General features: G+C 70.1%; 14 protein-coding genes. 2 read left to right on the forward strand and 12 right to left on the reverse strand.

Features of this window, described 5'->3' with window-relative positions:
• Positions 1 to 75: 75 nt before the first annotated feature.
• Genes pgl through tkt form a run of 6 tightly spaced genes read right to left on the reverse strand, consistent with a single transcriptional unit; the run spans position 76 to position 8,312 of the window.
• Positions 76 to 894, reverse strand: a complete 819-nt coding sequence (gene pgl / locus ACUYMY_RS08375; RefSeq protein ID WP_481703124.1) for a 6-phosphogluconolactonase — start codon at positions 892 to 894, stop codon at positions 76 to 78.
• The gene (locus ACUYMY_RS08380) at positions 884 to 1,825 is read right to left on the reverse strand and encodes a glucose-6-phosphate dehydrogenase assembly protein OpcA (RefSeq protein ID WP_481703125.1); all 942 of its coding nucleotides are present in this window, start codon (positions 1,823 to 1,825) and stop codon (positions 884 to 886) included. The genes pgl and ACUYMY_RS08380 overlap by 11 nt, the downstream gene beginning before the upstream one ends.
• Entirely contained in the window at positions 1,822 to 3,375 is a 1,554-nt protein-coding gene (gene zwf, locus ACUYMY_RS08385; protein WP_481703126.1) for a glucose-6-phosphate dehydrogenase, read from the reverse strand. Before zwf ends, ACUYMY_RS08380 begins: the two co-directional genes overlap by 4 nt.
• 19 nt (positions 3,376 to 3,394) lie before the next feature.
• Entirely contained in the window at positions 3,395 to 5,005 is a 1,611-nt protein-coding gene (locus tag ACUYMY_RS08390) for a glucose-6-phosphate isomerase (protein ID WP_481703127.1), read from the reverse strand.
• 2 nt (positions 5,006 to 5,007) lie between these two features.
• Positions 5,008 to 6,132 carry a transaldolase gene (tal, locus tag ACUYMY_RS08395; RefSeq protein WP_481703128.1) on the reverse strand — a complete coding sequence of 375 codons (1,125 nt, stop codon included), beginning with the start codon at positions 6,130 to 6,132 and terminating at the stop codon, positions 5,008 to 5,010.
• A 53-nt stretch (positions 6,133 to 6,185) separates the two neighbouring features.
• Positions 6,186 to 8,312, reverse strand: coding sequence for a transketolase (tkt, locus tag ACUYMY_RS08400; protein WP_481703129.1), 2,127 nt, complete (start codon positions 8,310 to 8,312; stop codon positions 6,186 to 6,188).
• 491 nt (positions 8,313 to 8,803) lie between these two features.
• Here tkt and ACUYMY_RS08405 point away from each other — a divergent pair, with 491 nt between their 5' ends.
• Positions 8,804 to 9,754, forward strand: a complete 951-nt coding sequence (locus ACUYMY_RS08405) for a heme o synthase (protein ID WP_481703130.1) — start codon at positions 8,804 to 8,806, stop codon at positions 9,752 to 9,754.
• A 511-nt stretch (positions 9,755 to 10,265) separates the two neighbouring features.
• Here the strand turns inward: ACUYMY_RS08405 and ACUYMY_RS08410 are convergent.
• From ACUYMY_RS08410 to ACUYMY_RS08435, 6 genes are all read right to left on the reverse strand, one after another.
• Positions 10,266 to 10,631, reverse strand: a complete 366-nt coding sequence (locus tag ACUYMY_RS08410; RefSeq protein ID WP_481703131.1) for an NIPSNAP family protein — start codon at positions 10,629 to 10,631, stop codon at positions 10,266 to 10,268.
• A gap of 15 nt (positions 10,632 to 10,646) precedes the next feature.
• A complete protein-coding gene (locus tag ACUYMY_RS08415) occupies positions 10,647 to 12,014 on the reverse strand; it encodes an MFS transporter (RefSeq protein WP_481703132.1) in 1,368 nt (455 codons plus the stop codon).
• Between the two features lie 62 nt (positions 12,015 to 12,076).
• Positions 12,077 to 12,874, reverse strand: coding sequence for an SDR family NAD(P)-dependent oxidoreductase (locus ACUYMY_RS08420; RefSeq protein ID WP_481703133.1), 798 nt, complete (start codon positions 12,872 to 12,874; stop codon positions 12,077 to 12,079).
• Positions 12,871 to 14,463 (reverse strand): FAD-dependent oxidoreductase, encoded by a 1,593-nt coding sequence (locus tag ACUYMY_RS08425; protein WP_481703134.1) that lies wholly within the window; start codon positions 14,461 to 14,463, stop codon positions 12,871 to 12,873. Before ACUYMY_RS08425 ends, ACUYMY_RS08420 begins: the two co-directional genes overlap by 4 nt.
• Positions 14,464 to 14,472: 9 nt before the next feature.
• A complete protein-coding gene (locus tag ACUYMY_RS08430) occupies positions 14,473 to 15,864 on the reverse strand; it encodes an FAD-dependent oxidoreductase (protein ID WP_481703135.1) in 1,392 nt (463 codons plus the stop codon).
• A gap of 35 nt (positions 15,865 to 15,899) precedes the next feature.
• Entirely contained in the window at positions 15,900 to 17,255 is a 1,356-nt protein-coding gene (locus ACUYMY_RS08435; protein WP_481703136.1) for an FAD-dependent oxidoreductase, read from the reverse strand.
• A 227-nt stretch (positions 17,256 to 17,482) separates the two neighbouring features.
• Between ACUYMY_RS08435 and ACUYMY_RS08440 the strand changes: the two genes are divergently transcribed.
• Positions 17,483 to 18,244, forward strand: a complete 762-nt coding sequence (locus tag ACUYMY_RS08440) for an IclR family transcriptional regulator (protein ID WP_481703137.1) — start codon at positions 17,483 to 17,485, stop codon at positions 18,242 to 18,244.
• The last annotated feature ends 1 nt before the right edge of the window (position 18,245 follow it).

An 18,245-nucleotide genomic window follows, 5' to 3' on the forward strand; every position in this document is an offset into this window, starting at 1 on the left:
GGGCGGGAGCAGCTTCTGCTGCTCCCGCCCCTTTCGCCTGTTCCGGGCAGCCCTTCGCGGCCGGCCGGCGGCCCGCTATGCCGAGGCCGGCTCCTTGCGCACGAGCTCCTGTGGCACCTTGGCGGCGGCCGCCGCGTCGAGGAGCCAGAGCGTGCGCGAGCGCCCGCGGGCGCCCGAGGCGGGGACCTGGACCGGGCCGGCGCCGGCGAGGGCCAGGCCCACGGCGCCGGCCTTGTCCTCTCCGGCGACGAGCATCCACACCTCGTCCGCCGACTTGATCGCCGGCAGGGTCAGGGAGATGCGCGACGGCGGCGGCTTGGGCGCGTTCTCGACCCCGACGACGAGCCGCTCGGACTCGCGGATGCCGGCCATCTCCGGGAACAGCGAGGCGATGTGCGCGTCCGGGCCGACCCCCAGAAGCAGGACGTCGAACCGGGGGAGCCGGCCGGGCTCGTCTGCCCGGGAGTCCGAGTAGTCCGCGGCGTGCTCCCGCGCAGCCTCCTCGGCGAGGCGCCGCTCGTAGTCCGCCGCGGCGTCGTCGGCGGTCGCGAACTCGCCGACCGCCCCCGGCACGTGCACGCGCTCGGGGTCGAAGGGGAGCTCGTCGAGGAGCGCCTCGGCGGCCTGCCGGCTGTTGCGGTCGGGCGAGCCGGCCTCGACGAAGCGCTCGTCGCCCCACCACACGTTGACCTTGGACCAGTTGACGGCGCGGCGCGCAGGCGACTCCGCGACGGCACGCAGCGTGCCGATCCCCATCGAGCCCCCGGTGAGGACGATCGTGGCCTCCCCGTACTTGTCCTGCAGGTCCACGAGCTTCGTGATGAGCCGGGCTGCGATGGCCGCGAGCAGGACGGACGAGTCGGGATGGATGCTCACACGGGGATCAGCGCTCACTCGGCTGCACACTCCTCAGGTTGGTGCGCGGCAGGCCGGACGCGAGGACCTCGCCGAAGACCTCGTCCGCGTCGAGCCGCCGCAGTTCTTCGGACAGGCAGTCTTGCAGACTCCGTCGCGGGAGGGCAATGCGCTGGGACGGCTGGTCCGGCTGGGTGAGCTCCGCGACCGTGAGGCCAGGGCGGTACAGCTGGATGTCGCCCGTCGCGCGGTGCAGGCGCACCCTGCGGATCCCGGTCCCGGCCGGGTCGGCGACGATCGTGACCGGCGCGTCGAACGCGAGCGTGAGCCACGCGGCGAGCAGGACCGTGCTGGGGGAGTCCGAGGCGCCCTCGACCGTGACGCCCGTGACCGGGCTCCCGTCGGCCTGGTCCAGCGCGGCCGCGAGCTGGATGCGCCAGTTGGTCAGGCGCGTCCAGGCGAGGTCCGTGTCCCCGGCGCTGTAGGTCTCCCGCAGGCGGTACAGGGCCGCCGTCGGGTCCGGCTCGTTGCCCGAGTCGGTGATCCGTCGGTGGGCGATGCGCCCGATCGACGTCTCGCCCGCGTCCTTCGGCGCGCCGTGGGGCCACCAGGCCACGATCGGCGCGTCTGGCAGGAGCAGGGCGGCCACGAGGGACTCGCTCTCCTCGGCCAGCCGGCCGTAGCCGCGCAGGACGATGACCTCGGAGGCGCCTGCGTCGCCGCCGACGCGGATCTGGCCGTCGATCCGGTCCGCGGAGTCGCGGCCCGAGTCGACGAGCACGATGATCCGGCAGGGGTGCTCGCGGCTGGCCTCGTTGGCAGCCTCGATGGCCTCCTCCTCGTAGCCGTGCTTCGTGATGACGACGAGCGTCAGCACCCGGCCGAGGGCCACGACGCCACCGCGGTGGCGCATGTTCGTGATCTCCTTGGAGATCTTCGACGTGGTCGTGTTGGGCAGGTCGATGATCATGGCCGCCTCCAGGAACGTCCGTCACGGGCCAGGAGCTCGTCGGCCGACGCCGGCCCCCAGCTGCCCGGCGCGTAGGGCTCGGGCTGCTCGCCCGTGCTGGCCCAGTACTCCTCGAACGGGTCGAGGATCTTCCACGAGAGCTCGACCTCCTCGTGGCGCGGGAACAGAGGAGGCTCCCCGAGCAGGACGTCGAGGATGAGCCGCTCGTAGGCCTCGGGGGAGGACTCGGTGAACGAGTGGCCGTAGCCGAAGTCCATGCTCACGTCGCGCACCTCCATCTGGGTGCCCGGGACCTTCGAGCCGAAGCGGATCGTCGCGCCCTCGTCCGGCTGGACGCGGATGACGACCGCGTTCTGGCCGAACTCGGCCTCGTGCTGGTCGAGGAACAGGAGGTTCGGCGCCTTCTTGAACACGACGGCGATCTCCGTCACGCGCCGGCCCAGGCGCTTGCCCGCCCGCAGGTAGAACGGGACCCCGGCCCAGCGGCGCGTGTTGATGTCGACACGGATCGCCGCGTACGTCTCGGTCGTCGAGTCCGCGGGGATGCCCTCCTCCTCGAGGTACCCCTGGACGAGCTCGCCGCCCTGCCAGCCGCCAGTGAACTGGCCGCGTGCGGAGTGCGTAGAGAGGTCTTTGGGGAGCTTGACCGCCGCGAGGACCTTCTCCTTCTCCGCGCGCAGGTCGTCCGCGTTGAAGGAGATGGGCTCCTCCATGGCCGTCAGCGCGAGGAGCTGGAGCAGGTGGTTCTGGATCACGTCGCGGGCCGCGCCCACGCCGTCGTAGTAGCCGGCCCGGCCGCCCGTGCCGATGTCCTCGGCCATGGTGATCTGCACATGGTCCACATAATTGGCGTTCCAGAGCGGCTCGAACAGCTGGTTCGCGAAGCGCAGCGCCAGGATGTTCTGGACCGTCTCCTTGCCCAGGTAGTGGTCGATGCGGAACACAGCATCCGCCGGGAACACCGACTCGACGATCTCGTTGAGCTGGCGCGCCGACTCGAGGTTGTGCCCGAAGGGCTTCTCGATGACGACGCGGCGCCACTTGCCCTCCTCGGCCTGGGCGAGGCCGTGCTTGGAGAGCTGGCGGCAGACCTGCTCGAACGCCTTCGGCGGAATCGAGAGGTAGAACGCGTGGTTGCCGCGGGTGCCACGCTTGGCGTCGAGCTCCTCGAGGGTGTCCTTGAGCCGCAGGAACGCCTCGTCCTCATCGAACGAGCCGCGGACGAACCGGACGCCCTCGCTCAGCTGTGCCCACACCGCCTCGTCGAAGGGAGTGCGGGCATGGGACTTGACCGCGGCCTTGACCTCTTCCGCGAAGTCCTCGTGCTCCCAGTCGCGGCGGCCGAACCCGACGAGCGCGAAGCTCGGCGGAAGCAGGCCGCGGTTGGCGAGGTCGTACACGGCGGGCATGAGCTTCTTGCGGGCCAGGTCGCCCGTCACCCCGAAGAGGACGAGCGACGACGGCCCGGCGATGCGATTGAGCCGGCGGTCCCGCGGGTCACGCAGGGGGTTTGCCGGCCGCTTCGCACCGCCGTTGTCGTTCTCAGGCATGGTTGCTTTCTTGTCGGACCTAGTTGCTGAGCGAGGACACGAGCGCGAGCAGCGCTTCGACGCCGGCCTCGCGGTCGGTCAGGTGCAGCCGCAGCACCGGCCGGCCGTGCTCCGCCAGGACCTGGGCGTCGCCCGCGGCCTGGGCAGTGATGAGCTGGCCGAACGTGAACGGGCGCTCCGGGATCTCGACGTCAGCCTTCGCCTCCGCCGTGACCTGCAGGAACACGCCGACGGCGGGGCCGCCCTTGTGGTACTGCCCGGTCGAGTGCAGGAAGCGCGGGCCCCAGCCGAAGGTCGTCGGGCGCCCGGTCACCGAGGCGAGCTGGTCGCGCACCGACTCGAGGGCCGGGAACGCGATCCGGTCGAGGTAGGCCTGGACGCTGAGGTAGCCGTCCGGCCCGAGCTGGGCGAGGAGCGCCTTGACGGCCTCGGCCGCGGTGGACGCGCCACCGAGCCACTCGCCGCCGCGGACCTCGATGGGCCCGTCGGTGAAGGCGGCCGGGGTCGGCTCCGGGCGCGCGTCGAGCAGGCCGCGAGCGGCGACCTTGGCCGCCTCGACGTCGGGCTGGTCGAACGGGTTGATCCCGAGCAGGCGCCCGGCGACGGCCGTGGCGAACTCCCACAGGAGCAGCTGGCTCGCGAGGCCGCCGCCCACGGCGACCTCGTTCTCGCCCAGCTGCGGCTCGGCGTCGGCGGAGACGAGGCGCACGACGAGCACGTCCTCGGCGCCGCCCGAGACCTCGGGGGAGTCGACGGATGCGACGACGGGGAGCACGCCGCGGCCGATCTTGCCGGTCGACTCCGCGATGAGCTGCTCAGCCCAGTCCGCGAAGCCCGTGATGCCGGAGCCGTCCTCGACGATGACGATCTTGTCCCGCAGCGGCGACGTGCCGCCGAGGGCCGCGCCGAGCTGGAGGCCGATGTTGTCCGCGGAGTCCTCGCGCAGGAGCTCGGCAGCCTCCTCGGCCTCGTCGAGCAGGGCCTGGATGTCGACGCCGGCCAGGCCGGAGGGCACGAGGCCGAACGCCGTCAGGGCCGAGTAGCGCCCGCCCACGGTCGGGTCGGCGTTGAACACCGCGCGGTAGCCCGCCTCGCGGCTCGCTGCGTCGAGCGGCGAGCCCGGATCCGTCACGACGATGATGCGGCGCGTCGCGTCGATGCCCGCCGCCGTGAAGGCAGCCTCGAAGGCGCGGCGCTGGGAGTCGGTCTCGGCGGTCGAGCCCGACTTCGAGGACACGACGATGGCCGTGGCCTCGAGCCGCTCGTCGAGCGCGGCGCGGACCTGGTCCGGGTCGGTCGAGTCGAGGACCACGAGCGGCACTCCGGCCGTGCCCGTGATGACCTCGGGGGCGAGTGAGGAGCCACCCATGCCGCACAGCACGATCCGGTCGACGCCCTCGCCGCGCAGCTCGTCGCGCAGGGCGATGATGTCGGCCACGAGCGGCTGGGAGACGGTAGCCGCCTCGACCCAGCCGAGGCGCTTGGCCGACTCGTCCTCGGCCTCCGGTCCCCACAGCGTGTGGTCCTTCGCGAAGATCCGGCTCGCGACGGCGTCGGCCGCGAGGGCAGCGGCGTGCGCCTCGACGGCTGCCCGGGCCGCGCCCGTCGCGTCGAAAGTCAGTGCGCTCATGCTCAGGCCCCCTTGGCAGCCGCGCCCTGGGCGGCGAGGCCGGCCTCGACGTCGCCGAGGAGCTCGTTCCAGGAGGCGACGAACTTGTCCAGGCCCTCGGACTCGAGCACGGCCACGACGTCGTTGTAGTCGATGCCGAGCGCGGCGAGCCTGTCGAGGTGGGCGTTGGCCTCGGCGTAGGCGCCGGTGACGGTGTCGCCGGTGACCTCGGCGTGGTCGAAGGTCGCCTCGAGGGTCTTCTCGGGCATCGTGTTCACGACGCCGGGGGCGACGAGGCCCGTGACGTAGAGGGTGTCGGGCAGGTTCGGGTCCTTGACGCCGGTCGAGGCCCAGAGGGGGCGCTGCGGGCGGGCGCCGGCGTCGGCGAGGAGCTTGAAGCGCTCCGTGGAGAACTCCTCCTCGTACACCTGGTAGGCCAGGCGCGCGTTGGCCAGGCCGGCCTGGCCCTTGAGGGCCTTGGCCTCCTCGGTGCCGATCGCCTCGAGGCGCTTGTCGATCTCGGTGTCCACGCGGGAGACGAAGAACGAGGCCACGGAGTGGATCTGGGACAGGTCGTGGCCGTTGGCCTTGGCCTTCTCGAGCCCGATGAGGTAGGCGTTGATCACGGCGCGGTAGCGCTCGAGCGAGAAGATCAGGGTCACGTTGACGCTGATGCCTGCGGCGAGCGTCTCGGAGATGGCCTCGAGGCCCTCGAGGGTGGCCGGGATCTTGATGTGCACGTTGGACTTGCCGACCTTGGCGTGCAGCTTCTTGGCCTCGGCGATCGTGGCGGCCGTGTCCCACGCGAGGCGCGGGTCGACCTCGATCGAGACGCGCCCGTCCACGCCCTGCGTGGCCTCGGCCACGGGGGCGAAGAGGTCGCACGCGTCGGCAACGTCGGTGGTCGTGATCTCGAAGATTGCGTGCTCGACGTCGGCGCCCGCCGCGGCGAGCTCGGCCAGCTGGGCGTCGTAGCCGTGGCCCTTGGTGATGGCCAGGTGGAAGATCGTCGGGTTGGTCGTCACGCCCACGACGTTCTTCTCCTCGACGAGGGCCTTGAGCGAGCCGTCGGCAAGCCGACTGCGGGAGAGGTCGTCGAGCCAGATCGAGACGCCGGCGTCCGACAGTGCCTGGGTGGGGGTTGTCATGTCAGTCTCCTTGTGAGAGCCAGTGAGAGCCAATGAGGGTCAAATAGGTGGAGTCAGGCCGAGGCGATGGAGTCCTTCGCGGCGGCCGTGACGGCCTCCGCGGTGATGCCGAACTCGCGGAACAGGGTCTTGTAGTCGGCGGAGGCGCCGTAGTGCTCGAGGCTGATCGTGCGGCCCTTGTCGCCGACGAACTCGCGCCAGCCCAGGGCCAGGCCGGCCTCGACCGAGACGCGCGCGGTGACGGCGGCCGGCAGGACGGACTCCTGGTACGCGGCGTCCTGGGCGCGGAACCACTCGACGCAGGGCATGGACACGACCCGGGCGGCGACGCCCTCGGCGGCGAGGGCCTCGCGGGCCTCGACGGCGAGCTGGACCTCGGAGCCGGTCGCGATGAGGATGACGTCCGGGGTGACGTCGGCCCCGTCGCGCTGGGCATCGGCCAGGACGTAGGCGCCCCTCGCCGTGCCGGAGGCGGCGCCGAACGCGCCGTCGCCACGCTCCCAGACCGGGAGGTTCTGGCGGGTCAGGACGATGCCGGCCGGGTTCTCGGTGTTCTCGAGGATGGTCTTCCACGCCCACGCGGTCTCGTTCGCGTCGGCGGGACGGACGACGTCGAGGCCCGGGATCGCGCGGAGGGAGGCCAGCTGCTCGACCGGCTGGTGGGTCGGGCCGTCCTCGCCGAGGCCGATCGAGTCGTGCGTCCAGACATAGGTGGACGGGATGCCCATGAGCGCGGAGAGGCGGATCGCCGGGCGCTGGTAGTCGGAGAAGATGAGGAACGTGCCGGAGAACGCCCGGGTCTTCCCGCCGAGGGTGATGCCGTTGACGATCGAGGCGGCGGCGTGCTCACGGATGCCGAAGTGCAGCACGCGGCCGTAGGGGTTGCCCTTCCAGGCCTCGGTCGAGCGGGAAGCGGGGATGAACGACGGCGAGCCCTCGATCGTCGTGTTGTTCGACTCGGCCAGGTCGGCCGAGCCGCCCCACAGCTCGGGCAGAACGGGGCCGATCGCGTTCAGGACCTTGCCGGACGCGGCGCGGGTCGAGATGTCCTTCCCGGCGGGGAAGACCGGCAGGGAGGACTCCCACCCGGCGGGCAGCTGGCGGGCCTCGATGCGGGCCTGGAGCTGGGCGGCCTCGGAGTTGGCGTCCTTCCAGGCGTCGAAGGACTCCTGCCAGGCGGCGCGGGCCTTGCTGCCGCGCTCGAGCGCGCCGCGGGTGTGGGCGAGGACCTCGGGGTCGACCTCGAAGGACTTCTCCGGGTCGAAGCCGAGGATGCCCTTGAGCGCGGCGACCTCCTCGGCCCCGAGGGCCGAGCCGTGGATCTTGCCGGTGTTCTGCTTGGTCGGCGCGGGCCAGCCGATGATCGTGCGCAGCGAGATGATCGACGGGCGGCCGGTCTCGGCCTTGGCCGCGAGCAGCGCGTCGTAGAGGGCGTGGACGTCCTCCTTGTACTCGCCCGTGGCGGTCCAGTCCACGCGCTGGGTGTGCCAGCCGTACGCCTCGTAGCGCTTGAGCACATCCTCGGTGAACGCCACGTCCGTGTCGTCCTCGATCGAGATGTGGTTCTCGTCGTAGATCACCACGAGGTTGCCCAGCTCCTGGTGGCCGGCGAGCGAGGACGCCTCGGCCGTGACGCCTTCCTGCAGGTCACCGTCGGAGGCGATGACCCACACGGTGTGGTCGAACGGGGACTCTCCCGCGGGCGCCTGCGGGTCGTACAGGCCCCGCTCGCGGCGCTGGGAGTAGGCGAACCCGACCGAGGAGGCCAGGCCCTGGCCCAGCGGGCCGGTCGTGATCTCCACGCCCGCGGTGTGCTTGTACTCCGGGTGGCCCGGGGTCAGCGAGCCCCACGTGCGCAGCGCCTGCAGGTCCTCGACCTCGAGCCCGTACCCGGCCAGGAACAGCTGGATGTACAGGGTCAGGGAGGAGTGCCCGGGGGAGAGGATGAACCGGTCACGGCCGATCCACGACGGGTCGGACGGGTCGTGCCGCATGAGCTTCTGGAACAGCAGGTACGCCGCCGGGGCCAGGCTCATGGCCGTTCCGGGGTGCCCGTTGCCCACCTTCTGCACCGCGTCCGCGGCCAGCACGCGGACCGTGTCCACCGCCTTGCGGTCCAGATCCGTCCAGGTCAGTTCTTGCACATCCACTGCAGGCACGAAGACCGAGCCCCTCTCCATTGCTGACGACTGGGCAGGCCTCAGCGAGCCCGCGAATGGTGGGCTGCGGCAGTCTGCCAGCCGTTCACCATCGAAACGTTGTCTGTGGATGCCCCGAGCCCGCCGGGGTCGAGCCGAGCAGCACTGCAGCGTCCGCAGGCACGCGCCATGCCCTGTTGCAGGTCAGCCTGTAGCAGGGCAGCGGTCCGTGTTGCGGCAGCGGGGCGTCCAGCTCACATACTAGTCACGGGCATGGCGCCGAGGAGAGCCCTTGCCGGAAATTTGTCCCCATATTCCGGAGTGTGAATCACTCCACACGGTCGCCCTTGGTGACCAGTAGGACATCGGCCCGACACATGCCCCGCGCGCCCGCGCGCCCGCGCGCGCGGGAGGGCGCCCGGCGGCCGGTATCATGGAGGCGGCACTGTGCGCCCGCCGCCGGGCGCCCCCGCCAGCAGCTTCGGCAGAGTCGATCCCGACTAGTACCCCGAGTAGAACAGAGTCGCGCACCCGTGAGCACAGCAGACGCCCCCGCCACCGTCCCGTCCAGGCCAGCAAAACCGGGTCTGCGCCGCAAGGTCAAGGCGTACGTCGCACTCACGAAGCCCCGTGTCATCGAACTGCTGCTCGTGAGCACGCTGCCCACGATGGTCTACGCCGAGCGCGGCTTCCCGTCCCTCGGGCTCATCCTCGCGACCATGGTCGGCGGTGCGTTCGCGGCCGGCAGTGCCGGAGCGTTCAACTGCTATATCGACCGGGACATCGACCGGCTCATGCGCCGCACTGAGAACCGGCCCCTCGTCACCGGCGAGGTGACCCCGCGCGAGGCGCTCGCCTTCGCGTGGCTCCTCGGCATCGCGTCCCTCGCCATCCTGTGGTTCGGGGCGAACCCGCTCTCGAGCGTCCTCGGTGCCGCGGCGATCTTCTTCTACGTCGTCATCTACTCGCTCATCCTCAAGCGCCGCACCGCGCAGAACATCGTGTGGGGCGGGGCCGCCGGGTGCTTCCCGGTCCTCATCGCGTGGGCCGCGGTGACCAACACCCTTGAGTGGCCGGCCATCATCCTCTTCATGGTCATCTTCCTGTGGACGCCGCCGCACTACTGGCCCCTCTCCATGCGCTACGGCGAGGACTACCGCAACGCCAACGTGCCGATGCTCGGCGCCGTGGCCGGGGCCAAGATCGTCGCCGTCCAGGTCGTCCTGTACGCGTGGGCCATGGTCATCTGCTCGCTCCTCATGGTTCCCCTCGGCGGGGCGGGCTGGGTCTACACGACGGCCGCTGTGCTCTCGGGCGGCTGGTTCCTCTACGAGTCGCACGCCCTCTACGCGCGGGCGCAGCGCGAGGAGATCGAGGACAAGAAGGCCATGAAGGTCTTCCATGGCTCCATCAGCTACCTCACCATCCTCTTCCTCGCCCTCGCCATCGACCCGTTCGTGGGCGGGCCGATCATCGCGGGATAGCTCCTCCGTTTCGGATACGGATCTCGTCGCGGATTCGGCATTCCGGGTACACCTCCGTTTACCCAGGAGGGCGACAAGCCGTCCCCAAGCTCGATTCATCAAGTGCAATCCCCCTACCGGGAGGCCTTGACCATCAGCCAGCGCCCGCCCCCGTCCACGACCGGGCCGGGCCCTGGGAAGGGACCTCATCGGCGGCGACGGGGCCAGCGCGATCGGGACCCTGGTCGAGGGCAGCACCCGCTTCGTGGGTTTCGTGCGGTGGTGGCTGCCGGAGACCCGCCCCGAGCCGCGCGGGACGAATGCGACCCCGGCGATGCCGGCGAGCCGGTCCGCGTTCTCATAGTGGGCGATGTGCCCGCCCAAGAACTCAACTGCCGCCCATGCAAAACGCTCGGCTGGGATACGCCCAGCCGAGCGCCTGCGTGATCTACTGACCAGCAGCTAGTCGTTTCCGGCGTTGCAACGAATCCAAGCCTAGATGGGTCCCGCCGTCGGACGTTGACTGCCTCGCCTATCGGGATGCGAAGGCCGTCCCCGGCTCTTGGGAGGCGATCGGCAGGCTGCGGATCGGAGAGAAGTCCGCGGGGTACATGATCCGGTTCTCCATGCTCTTGATCATCGGCCGGATGATCTTGAGGCACCGCTGCCACTCGGGGTCCTCGTCCAGGAGGGCCCGGCGCCGGCGCCGGGCCTCCAGGTCCTCGTACCCCCACAGGTGCGTCAACTGGTTCAGCGTGCCGATCTCCGTCACAAAGTAGCCGATGAACCCCTCGAGGAGCCTCTTCTGCACCGGCAGGCCGATCGACGAATAGGCCTCGAGGTACTCGGCCAACCGGACTTCGGTGTGTAGGACGTAGGTGCGCTGTTCGACGATCATGCAAGTTCTCCTGGTTCAGATGCTGAGCCGGCCGCGGCCGAAGGACTGCACGTCGCCCTCGAGCGTCCGGCCCTCCCGCATGAAGTAGAGGTTCACGAGGGACAGCACGATCGTGACGGCGTAGAAGATGACCACCGGGGCCGTGCCGAAGCCGAGGGAGGTCAGCCACGAGGCCAGGAACGGCGCCGGGGCGGCGAAGACCAGGTTCGCGCCCGTGAGGGCCAGAGCGGAGCCGGTGTAGCGGACGTGGGTGGGGAAGGCCTCGGCGTACAGCGCGCCCTGGGCGGCGTTGCCGAACTGCGTGCCGCAGAGGGCGATGGCGACCACCACGAGCACGAGTGGGTAGCTGCCCGTGTCGGCGGCCGGGAAGAAGAACAGCCCCGCCCCGAGGGCGATGCTGCCGCCGATGAACAGCACCTTGCGGCGGCCGATCCGGTCGGCAACTCGCCCGCCCCACCAAATGGCGAGGACTGAGAGGAAGTTGGAGACCATGATGATCGAGTACGTCTGGCTGCGGTCGAAGCCGTGGGAGTTCAGGTAGCTGATGCCGAAGACGCTGATGATGTAGAACGTCAGGACGATTGGCGAGTAGGCGAGGATCAGGCGCACGATCGGCTTCCAGTAGCCCCGGATCAGGACCAGCGGGCTGGCGGTCTCGTGCTTGATCTCCTCGAGGCCCTCCTTGAAGATCGGCGTCTCCTCCACCTTGAGGCGGATGTAGATGCCCACCATCACGAGCAGGATGCTCAGCAGGAACGGCACCCGCCATCCCCAGGTCATGAACGCCTCGTTGGGCAGCGTCGCCGACAGGACGGTCAGCATCAGGTTGGCGAGCACCTGGCTAATGGGGGAGCCCATGCCCATGAGGGAGCCGTAGAAGGCGCGCCGATCGCGGGGAGCGTGCTCCATGGTCATCAGCTGGGCGCCGGTGGCCTCGCCGCCGAGGGCGAAGCCCTGGATGAAGCGCATGAGGACCAGCAGCAGCGGGGCCGCGAAGCCGATCGCGCTGTACGGCGGCAGGACGCCGATGACGAGCGAGGCCACACCCATGGAGATGAACGTGGCCAGCAGGACCTGGCGGCGGCCGATCTTGTCGCCGAGCTGCCCGAAGAAGATGCCGCCGAGGGGCCGGGCGAAGAACCCGACGCCGAAGGTGGCGAACGAGGCGAGCAGGCTCATGGCGGGGTCCATCTTCGCGAAGAAGAGGGCGGGGAAGACCGTGGCAGCCAGCGCGCCGTAGACGGCGAAGTCGAACCACTCGAGGGCCGATCCCATGGCGCCGGAGAACAGCGCCCGGCGGGCCTGGGGCGTCGCTTTTTCGCGGCGGGTGCTGCCCGGCAGGGCCGAGGGCAGCTCGTGCTGGTCGAGGTTGGCGTATGACATGACTGACTCCTTTGTCGGTCGTGGGGTGGTCGGAAGGTCGGAGGTGCTGGTCTTCTGGCTGTTCAGCACGTCTGCCACGCGCCATTCACGTCAAGGCTGGTGCCGTTGATGTAGCTGGCCTTGTCGCTGAGCAGGAATTCGATGGCGTCGGTGATCTCGTGCGGCCTGGCGAAGCGTCCGGCGGGAACTTGTTCCAACATGCGCCGCACGTCGGGCATTCCCGCCGTCATCGCCGTCTCCACGAAGCCCGGGGCGACGCCGTTGACGCGGATGCTGAACCCGGCGAGCTCCCGGGCGAGCGAGGCTGTCATGTTCTGCAGCGCGGCCTTCGACGCCGCGTAGGCCATAGACGACGGCAGGTACGGCCCGAAGGGGGCATGGGGCAGTCCTCCTGTGCCCATCCTCGAGGTGATCGAGAGCAGGTTCACGATGCTGGCCGTGCCGTCCGTGGGCATGCGCCGGAACGCCTCGCGGACCAGGAGGAACGGGGCCTTGACGTTGACCGCCATAACTCGGTCCCATTCCTCGTCGCTCAGCTCGAAGAACGACTTCTTCCGGCCGCCGTTCTTGGGGCTGATGCCGACAGCGTTGACCAGGACGCGGATCGGTCCGAGATCCGCCGCTGCGGAGACGACCTTCTGGTTGACCTCGGTCGTCGTCAGGTCTCCGGCCACCCACGCGTGCTCGGCGGGGCCGGGGAGCGAGGCGGCGGCGGCTCTGGCGCCGTCGTCGTCCGCGTCGGCGACGACGACGGCGTACCCCAGCTCCGCGAGCCGTGCGCACACGGCGCTGCCGATCCCTCCGGCGCCCCCGGAGACAATCGCCGAGCTGCCGCGGCCCGGAAGGTGCCTGTTGCTCATGCGATCACCTGCAGTTCTTCAAGGGGAGAGTCGAGGACGGAGGAGAGGTCGCCGACCGGAACGAGGTCCTCCCGCGGCGTGGCCTGGGCGACCTCGCGCCCGGCGATCCTGCCGGAGACCATGGCCCAGCCGGTGTGGAGGCCGTGGTTGAGCAGCTGCAGGCCGCCCTGGCCAGTGCTCCCGGCGGCCCAGAGGCCGGGCACGGCAGTGCCGTCCGCTGTGGTCACCCGCAAGTTCCCGTCCACGGCGAGGCCGCCGTCGGCCAGGGTGACGTAGGCCTGCAGAGGGCCGAGGGCGTAGTACGGCCCCTCGCCCAGCCCGGCGCCGAAGCGGGCGCGCCCGAACTCGGGGTCGTGCCCCGCGGCCGCGTAACCGCGGAAGGACTCCACGGTCTGCCGCAGCCCCTCGGCGTCGACGCGCGTCTGGCGCGCCAAGTCCTCCAGGGAGTCGGCGGTGAAGAACACGTCCGGGCGGTACAGCCGGTAGTCCTGAACGTAGGCGTAGGCGACGCCGGGGAAGGTGGAGACGGGGTTCGGCCAGGAGGAGAACTTCTGGGCCAGCGCAGCATCGAATACCAGGAAAGCCCGGTTCTCGCCCCCGGCGACACCGCGCGCCAGCTCCTTGTCCGAATCCTCGTTGGCCACGCGTCGGCCGCGCGAGTCGACGAGGATGGCGCCCGCCGCGAACAGGGTGTTGTTGGGACCCACCCAGCTGGTGAGGGCTCCGCGGGCCACGAAGGCGAGGACCCTCTTGGGCAGACGCTCGACGACGAAGCGCATCGCCTTGGCGACCGCCGGGTGCGCTGGCAGCGCCTTGATCGGGTCGGGCGCCTTCGACGGCGGGAAGCGCAGGCTCTCGTAGAGCCGGTCCATCTGCAGCAGCACCCCGCCGACGTCGCCGCCGAGGCGGAAGCCGTCGCCGGTGTTGTGCGGGTTGACCGGGGGGACATGGGCGGCTGCCTCGCCGACGAAAGCCCGCTTCATGTCCGTCGCTGCCGAGTAGTCGCCGGTGGCGAGGACGACGCCGCGGCGGCCAAGATAGTCCCGGCCACCAGCGCGGGCGCCGATCACCTCGCCATCGGGGTTGCGCAGCAGGCGCTCGACCCGGGCCGAGGTGACGATCCTCACGCCCCGCTTCCGGCACTCGCGCAGCAGGGCGCTGACGTACGCCGAGGAGTTGGGGAGGATGTTGTGCATCCGCGGCTTCTCGTAGGGCGGCTCGGGCGTGGGGCCGAGGAACTGGACCCCGATGCTGCCGAGCCACTCGATGGTGGGGCCCGCGTTCTCGGCGAGGAGGCGTCGAAGCTGGACGTTCTCACGGGACTCGTCCGCGCCGTTCGCCGTCTTCATGTCCTCGATAAACATCTCAATCGAGTCGTTGACGCTGGCGCGGTACTGGTAGGACGTGTTGGCCGCGGTGAAGGAGCCCACGGAACGGCCGGTGCTGCCGCCGACGGCATCGCACTTCTCAAGCAGGATCACTGACGATCCGCTGGTCGCCGCCGAGATGGCCGCGCTCATGCCGGAGCCGCCGCCGCCGACGACGACGACGTCGGCGACGCTCTCCGGCGTGGGGAGGGTGGGGGACATGGCTCCCTTTCAGCTCGCGGGGACGAGGGCGGAGGCGATGGTGCGGGCGGCGATGCGGCCGAAGACGGTGCCCTTGCCGAGGCTCGTTCCGGTCATGTACGCCTTCCCGTGGAACCCGCCGGTCACCTCGCCGACGGCGTAGAGGCCGGGGATGACCTCGCCGTCGATCGCGGTGACCTCCGCCTGGGGCGTGATCGTGAGGCCGCAGTAGGTGGTGGTCATCAGGGTCTTGGCAGGGTAGGCGTAGAAGGGGGCCGTGTCGATCGGCAGCAGCTCGCCGACGCCGTTGCACAGGCCAGTGCGGCCGAACTCGTCCTCGCGCTCGCCCGCGACGGCCTGATTGTAGGCGGCCACGGTCTCGACGAGCGTCCGTGCGTCAATGCCGGCGACGGCGGCCAGCTCCTCGAGCGTGTCGGCCTTGTGGACGTGGCCGAGATCCTCGAGGAAGCCGATGTCGTTCAGGGGCACGCCGGGATGGGACTTGGCACGCACCTTGGTGTCGAAGAGCTCGAAGCCGAGACCCTCCGGCTGGCCGAGGCAGGCAGCGCCGAGCGTCTTGTACGACTGGGACTCGTCCATGAAGCGCCGCCCGTCCTTGTTCACCACAATCGCCCCCATGTAGTACGCCGTCAGTAGCTCGTGAAACTCCAGACCGGTCTCAGGGTGGGAGCCGTAGGTGCCCGCAATGTAGGCCATATCTGCAAGGCCTGCGCCTAGCTTCCAAGCCAGCTTGAGCCCGTCGCCGGTGTTGCCCAGCCCGCCGTAGGGGATGCCTGCGAGTTGGTCCGGGGCGAAGAGCTGCAGGAGGTCGGTGCTGCGGCTGAAGCCGCCGGAGGCGATGACGATGCCGCCGCGCGCAGAGAAGTCGCGGCGCCCCTCGGCGGTGTCGGCGACGACGCCGCCCACCCGCCCGTCATCGTCGCGCAGCAGTTCGACGGCGCGGTGACCGGTGAGGATCACGCCGCCGTCGCGCTCAATGCTTGCGGCGAGGGCGGCGAGCAGGTCCTTGATCGGGGAGAGGTGGCTCCGCGCCCGGCTCTGGCCGCTGGAGACCTCCAGGGCGCCGAAGGAGATGCCGTGGGACTTGATCCAGCGGTAGGTCTCCTCCTGATGGGAGAGGTAGGCCTCGGTCAGCGCTCGGTTGTTCACCCCGCCGCCGGCGGCGAGCAGGTCCTCGCGGAACAACTCGTTGTTGTCCTCGACGCCCGCTGCCGCCTGCTCCTCGGTTCCGGAGAAGGCGAAGAAGCCGCCGCTCATCTTCGAGCTGCCGCCGATTTCGTCCATCTTCTCCAGCACGGCCACGCTCAGCCCTGCCTCCGCGGCGGAGGCCGCCGTCGCCAGGCCGGCGATTCCGGCGCCGAGGACGACGACGTCGTATTCGCTCGGAGTGGTGTTGCTCATCTTGTCCTGTCCTTCCAGATGCTCGATTGGGTGGCTCAGACGGAGGCCGCTGCGCCGGTCAGGGAGTGAGCGGCAGCGGATGCTCCTGCCCAGCGCCCGGTGATGTAGGCCGGGGCGAGGCCTCCCGCGTACCCGTAGTTCGAGAGTCCGCCGATGTCCGAGCCCGCCGCGAAAAGGCCCGGCACGGGGGCGCCGTCGTCGTCGAGGGCCCGGCCGTGCTCGTCCACCCGGATGCCGCCGAAGGTGAACGTGATCGACGGCTGGACCTCCAGGGCATAGAAGGGCGCCTCCTGCGGAGCCCGGGCCAGCGGCGAGACTGGAGCCCCGCCGACATGGGTGCGCTGCCCGCGCGCCGCTTCGGCGTACTCGTGCACCGTCCACTCGGCCTCCTCGAGCGGTACGCCCCAGGAGGCCACCTGCTTGAGGAGTCCCCCGAGGGTTGCGTCCTGCGCGTGCCGGGCGCCGGCGTCGGCCGCTGCCTGGAAGCGGTCCAGCACGCCCAGGCCCGGGAAGGGTTCGGCGGTGGCGTGCTCGGTCCGCACCTTGTGGTCGAAGATGAGCACCCCGCGGGCTTCCGGCTGGAACGCCAGCTCCTGGTTCAGGAGCTCGTCGCCCAGATGCTCGTCCACGAAGCGGCGACCCTGGATGTTCAGGAGGATGCAGTAGTCGGAGTAGTACTGGGACAGCGGCAGGAAGTGCTCGGGCCGGAACTCCGCCAAGGGGTGCGGCACGAGATGGCCGTAGAAGGTGGCCATGCCGCCAGTACCGGCAGCGCCCAGGGCAAGGGCTGCGTCCAGGCCGTCGCCAACACTGCCGCGGTTCGCCCGGTGGAGCACCCGGTCGGCGTTCCGGCCCAGCGTCGCGTTCAGCTTGTGCCGGGAGCCTTGGAAGCCGCCGGTGGCCAGGACCAACGAGGCTGGCTCAACGTCGAAGGTGCCCTCGGCGGTCTCTGCCTCCAGCCGGATCCCCCTCTCGGTGCGGCAGATGCCCAGGGTCTTGACGCCCGTGATGATCTGGCCTCCGGCGTCGAGGATCTCCTGCTGGAGGTAGGGGAGCAGGTCGCGGATCGCGAGCGAGAAGCCGCGGCCGAAGGTCATGATGTCCGTCTTCGGAGTGTCGGCGACGGGGATACCGGTTCCGCGGATCTCCTGCAGCGCCGGCCCGTAGTCCTCGAGGAGACGGCGGGCCAGGGCCAGATTCCCAAGGGGGATCCGGCGTCGGTAGGACTCGAGGTCCGGCGCGGTCCAGAACATGCCGGCGGACAGGGCCGACGATCCGCCGGCGGTGGGCAGCTTCTCCAGGACGACGACGCGCGCCCCCTCCTTGGCGGCGGTCCAGGCGGCGCTGAGACCGGAGAGGCCGCTGCCGAGGACGACAACGTCGGCGACCATGGCGCCTGGGCTCACTGGGCCGGGGGAGGGCGGGGGCGCAGAACGCCACACAGAGGTGCTCATGAAACTGCCTTTCGAGACAACGTTGGTCGAAGGGGCCTGAACCCCGCCGGACTAGGGGGCCAGCAGGAAATCCTGAATAGCGGGATTTCTTTCAAGTATGAGCTGGATTACATTGTTGTGCAGAAGATTCTGCCCAGCAGAACGAGGATTCGGAGGAAGCGCGGATGGACAGCCTGACGAAGATGGTCAGCATCTTGGACCTGCTCACCGTCAACAAGCCCGCCTGCACGGCCGAGGACGTGGCCGAGGCGCTTAATACCTCCCGCACCTCGGCCTACCGCTACCTCAAGGTCCTTGCCGACGCGGGGCTCCTCGCCAGCCGGGCGGGAGGGGCCTATGGCCTGGGCGGCCGAGTTCTGCAGCTGGACCGGCAGATGCGTCTGACCGACCCGCTGCTACAGCGCTCCCAGGAGGTGATGCACGCGCTGGCGAGCAAGCTGGGCGAGAACCTGCTGCTGAACAGCTACTACGGGGAGAACATCGTCTGCATCGCGCAGGCCTGGATCAATCCGCAGGACACGAACTACAGCCGGGGCCAACCGCTCAGCCTCTTCCGCGGCGCGGCGAGCAAGGTGATCCTCGCGCACTTCCCACCGCATCGCCTGAGGTCGCTGTACGCCCGGCATGTCGACGACGTCGCCGGAGCCGGCCTGGGCTCATGCTGGCAGGAGTTCCGGGACAGCCTGCGGCGGATCCGGGAGGCGGGCCACTCGATCACGCATGCCGAGGTGGATCCGGGGGTGACGGGAGTTGCGGCTCCGGTGTTCGACGGCGTGGGTGGTCCTGTCATGGGGAGCCTTGCCTTCGCGGTGCCCACGCTGCGGCTGGATGAGAAGGAGCAGCTCCTCGTCCAGGAAGTCATTGCGGCCACGAGTCAGATCACAGCGCTCGGAGGCGGCGACGCCCTCAGCGAGGTGAGGGCTTGAA

This window comes from Sinomonas sp. T428B, from assembly GCF_056780155.1.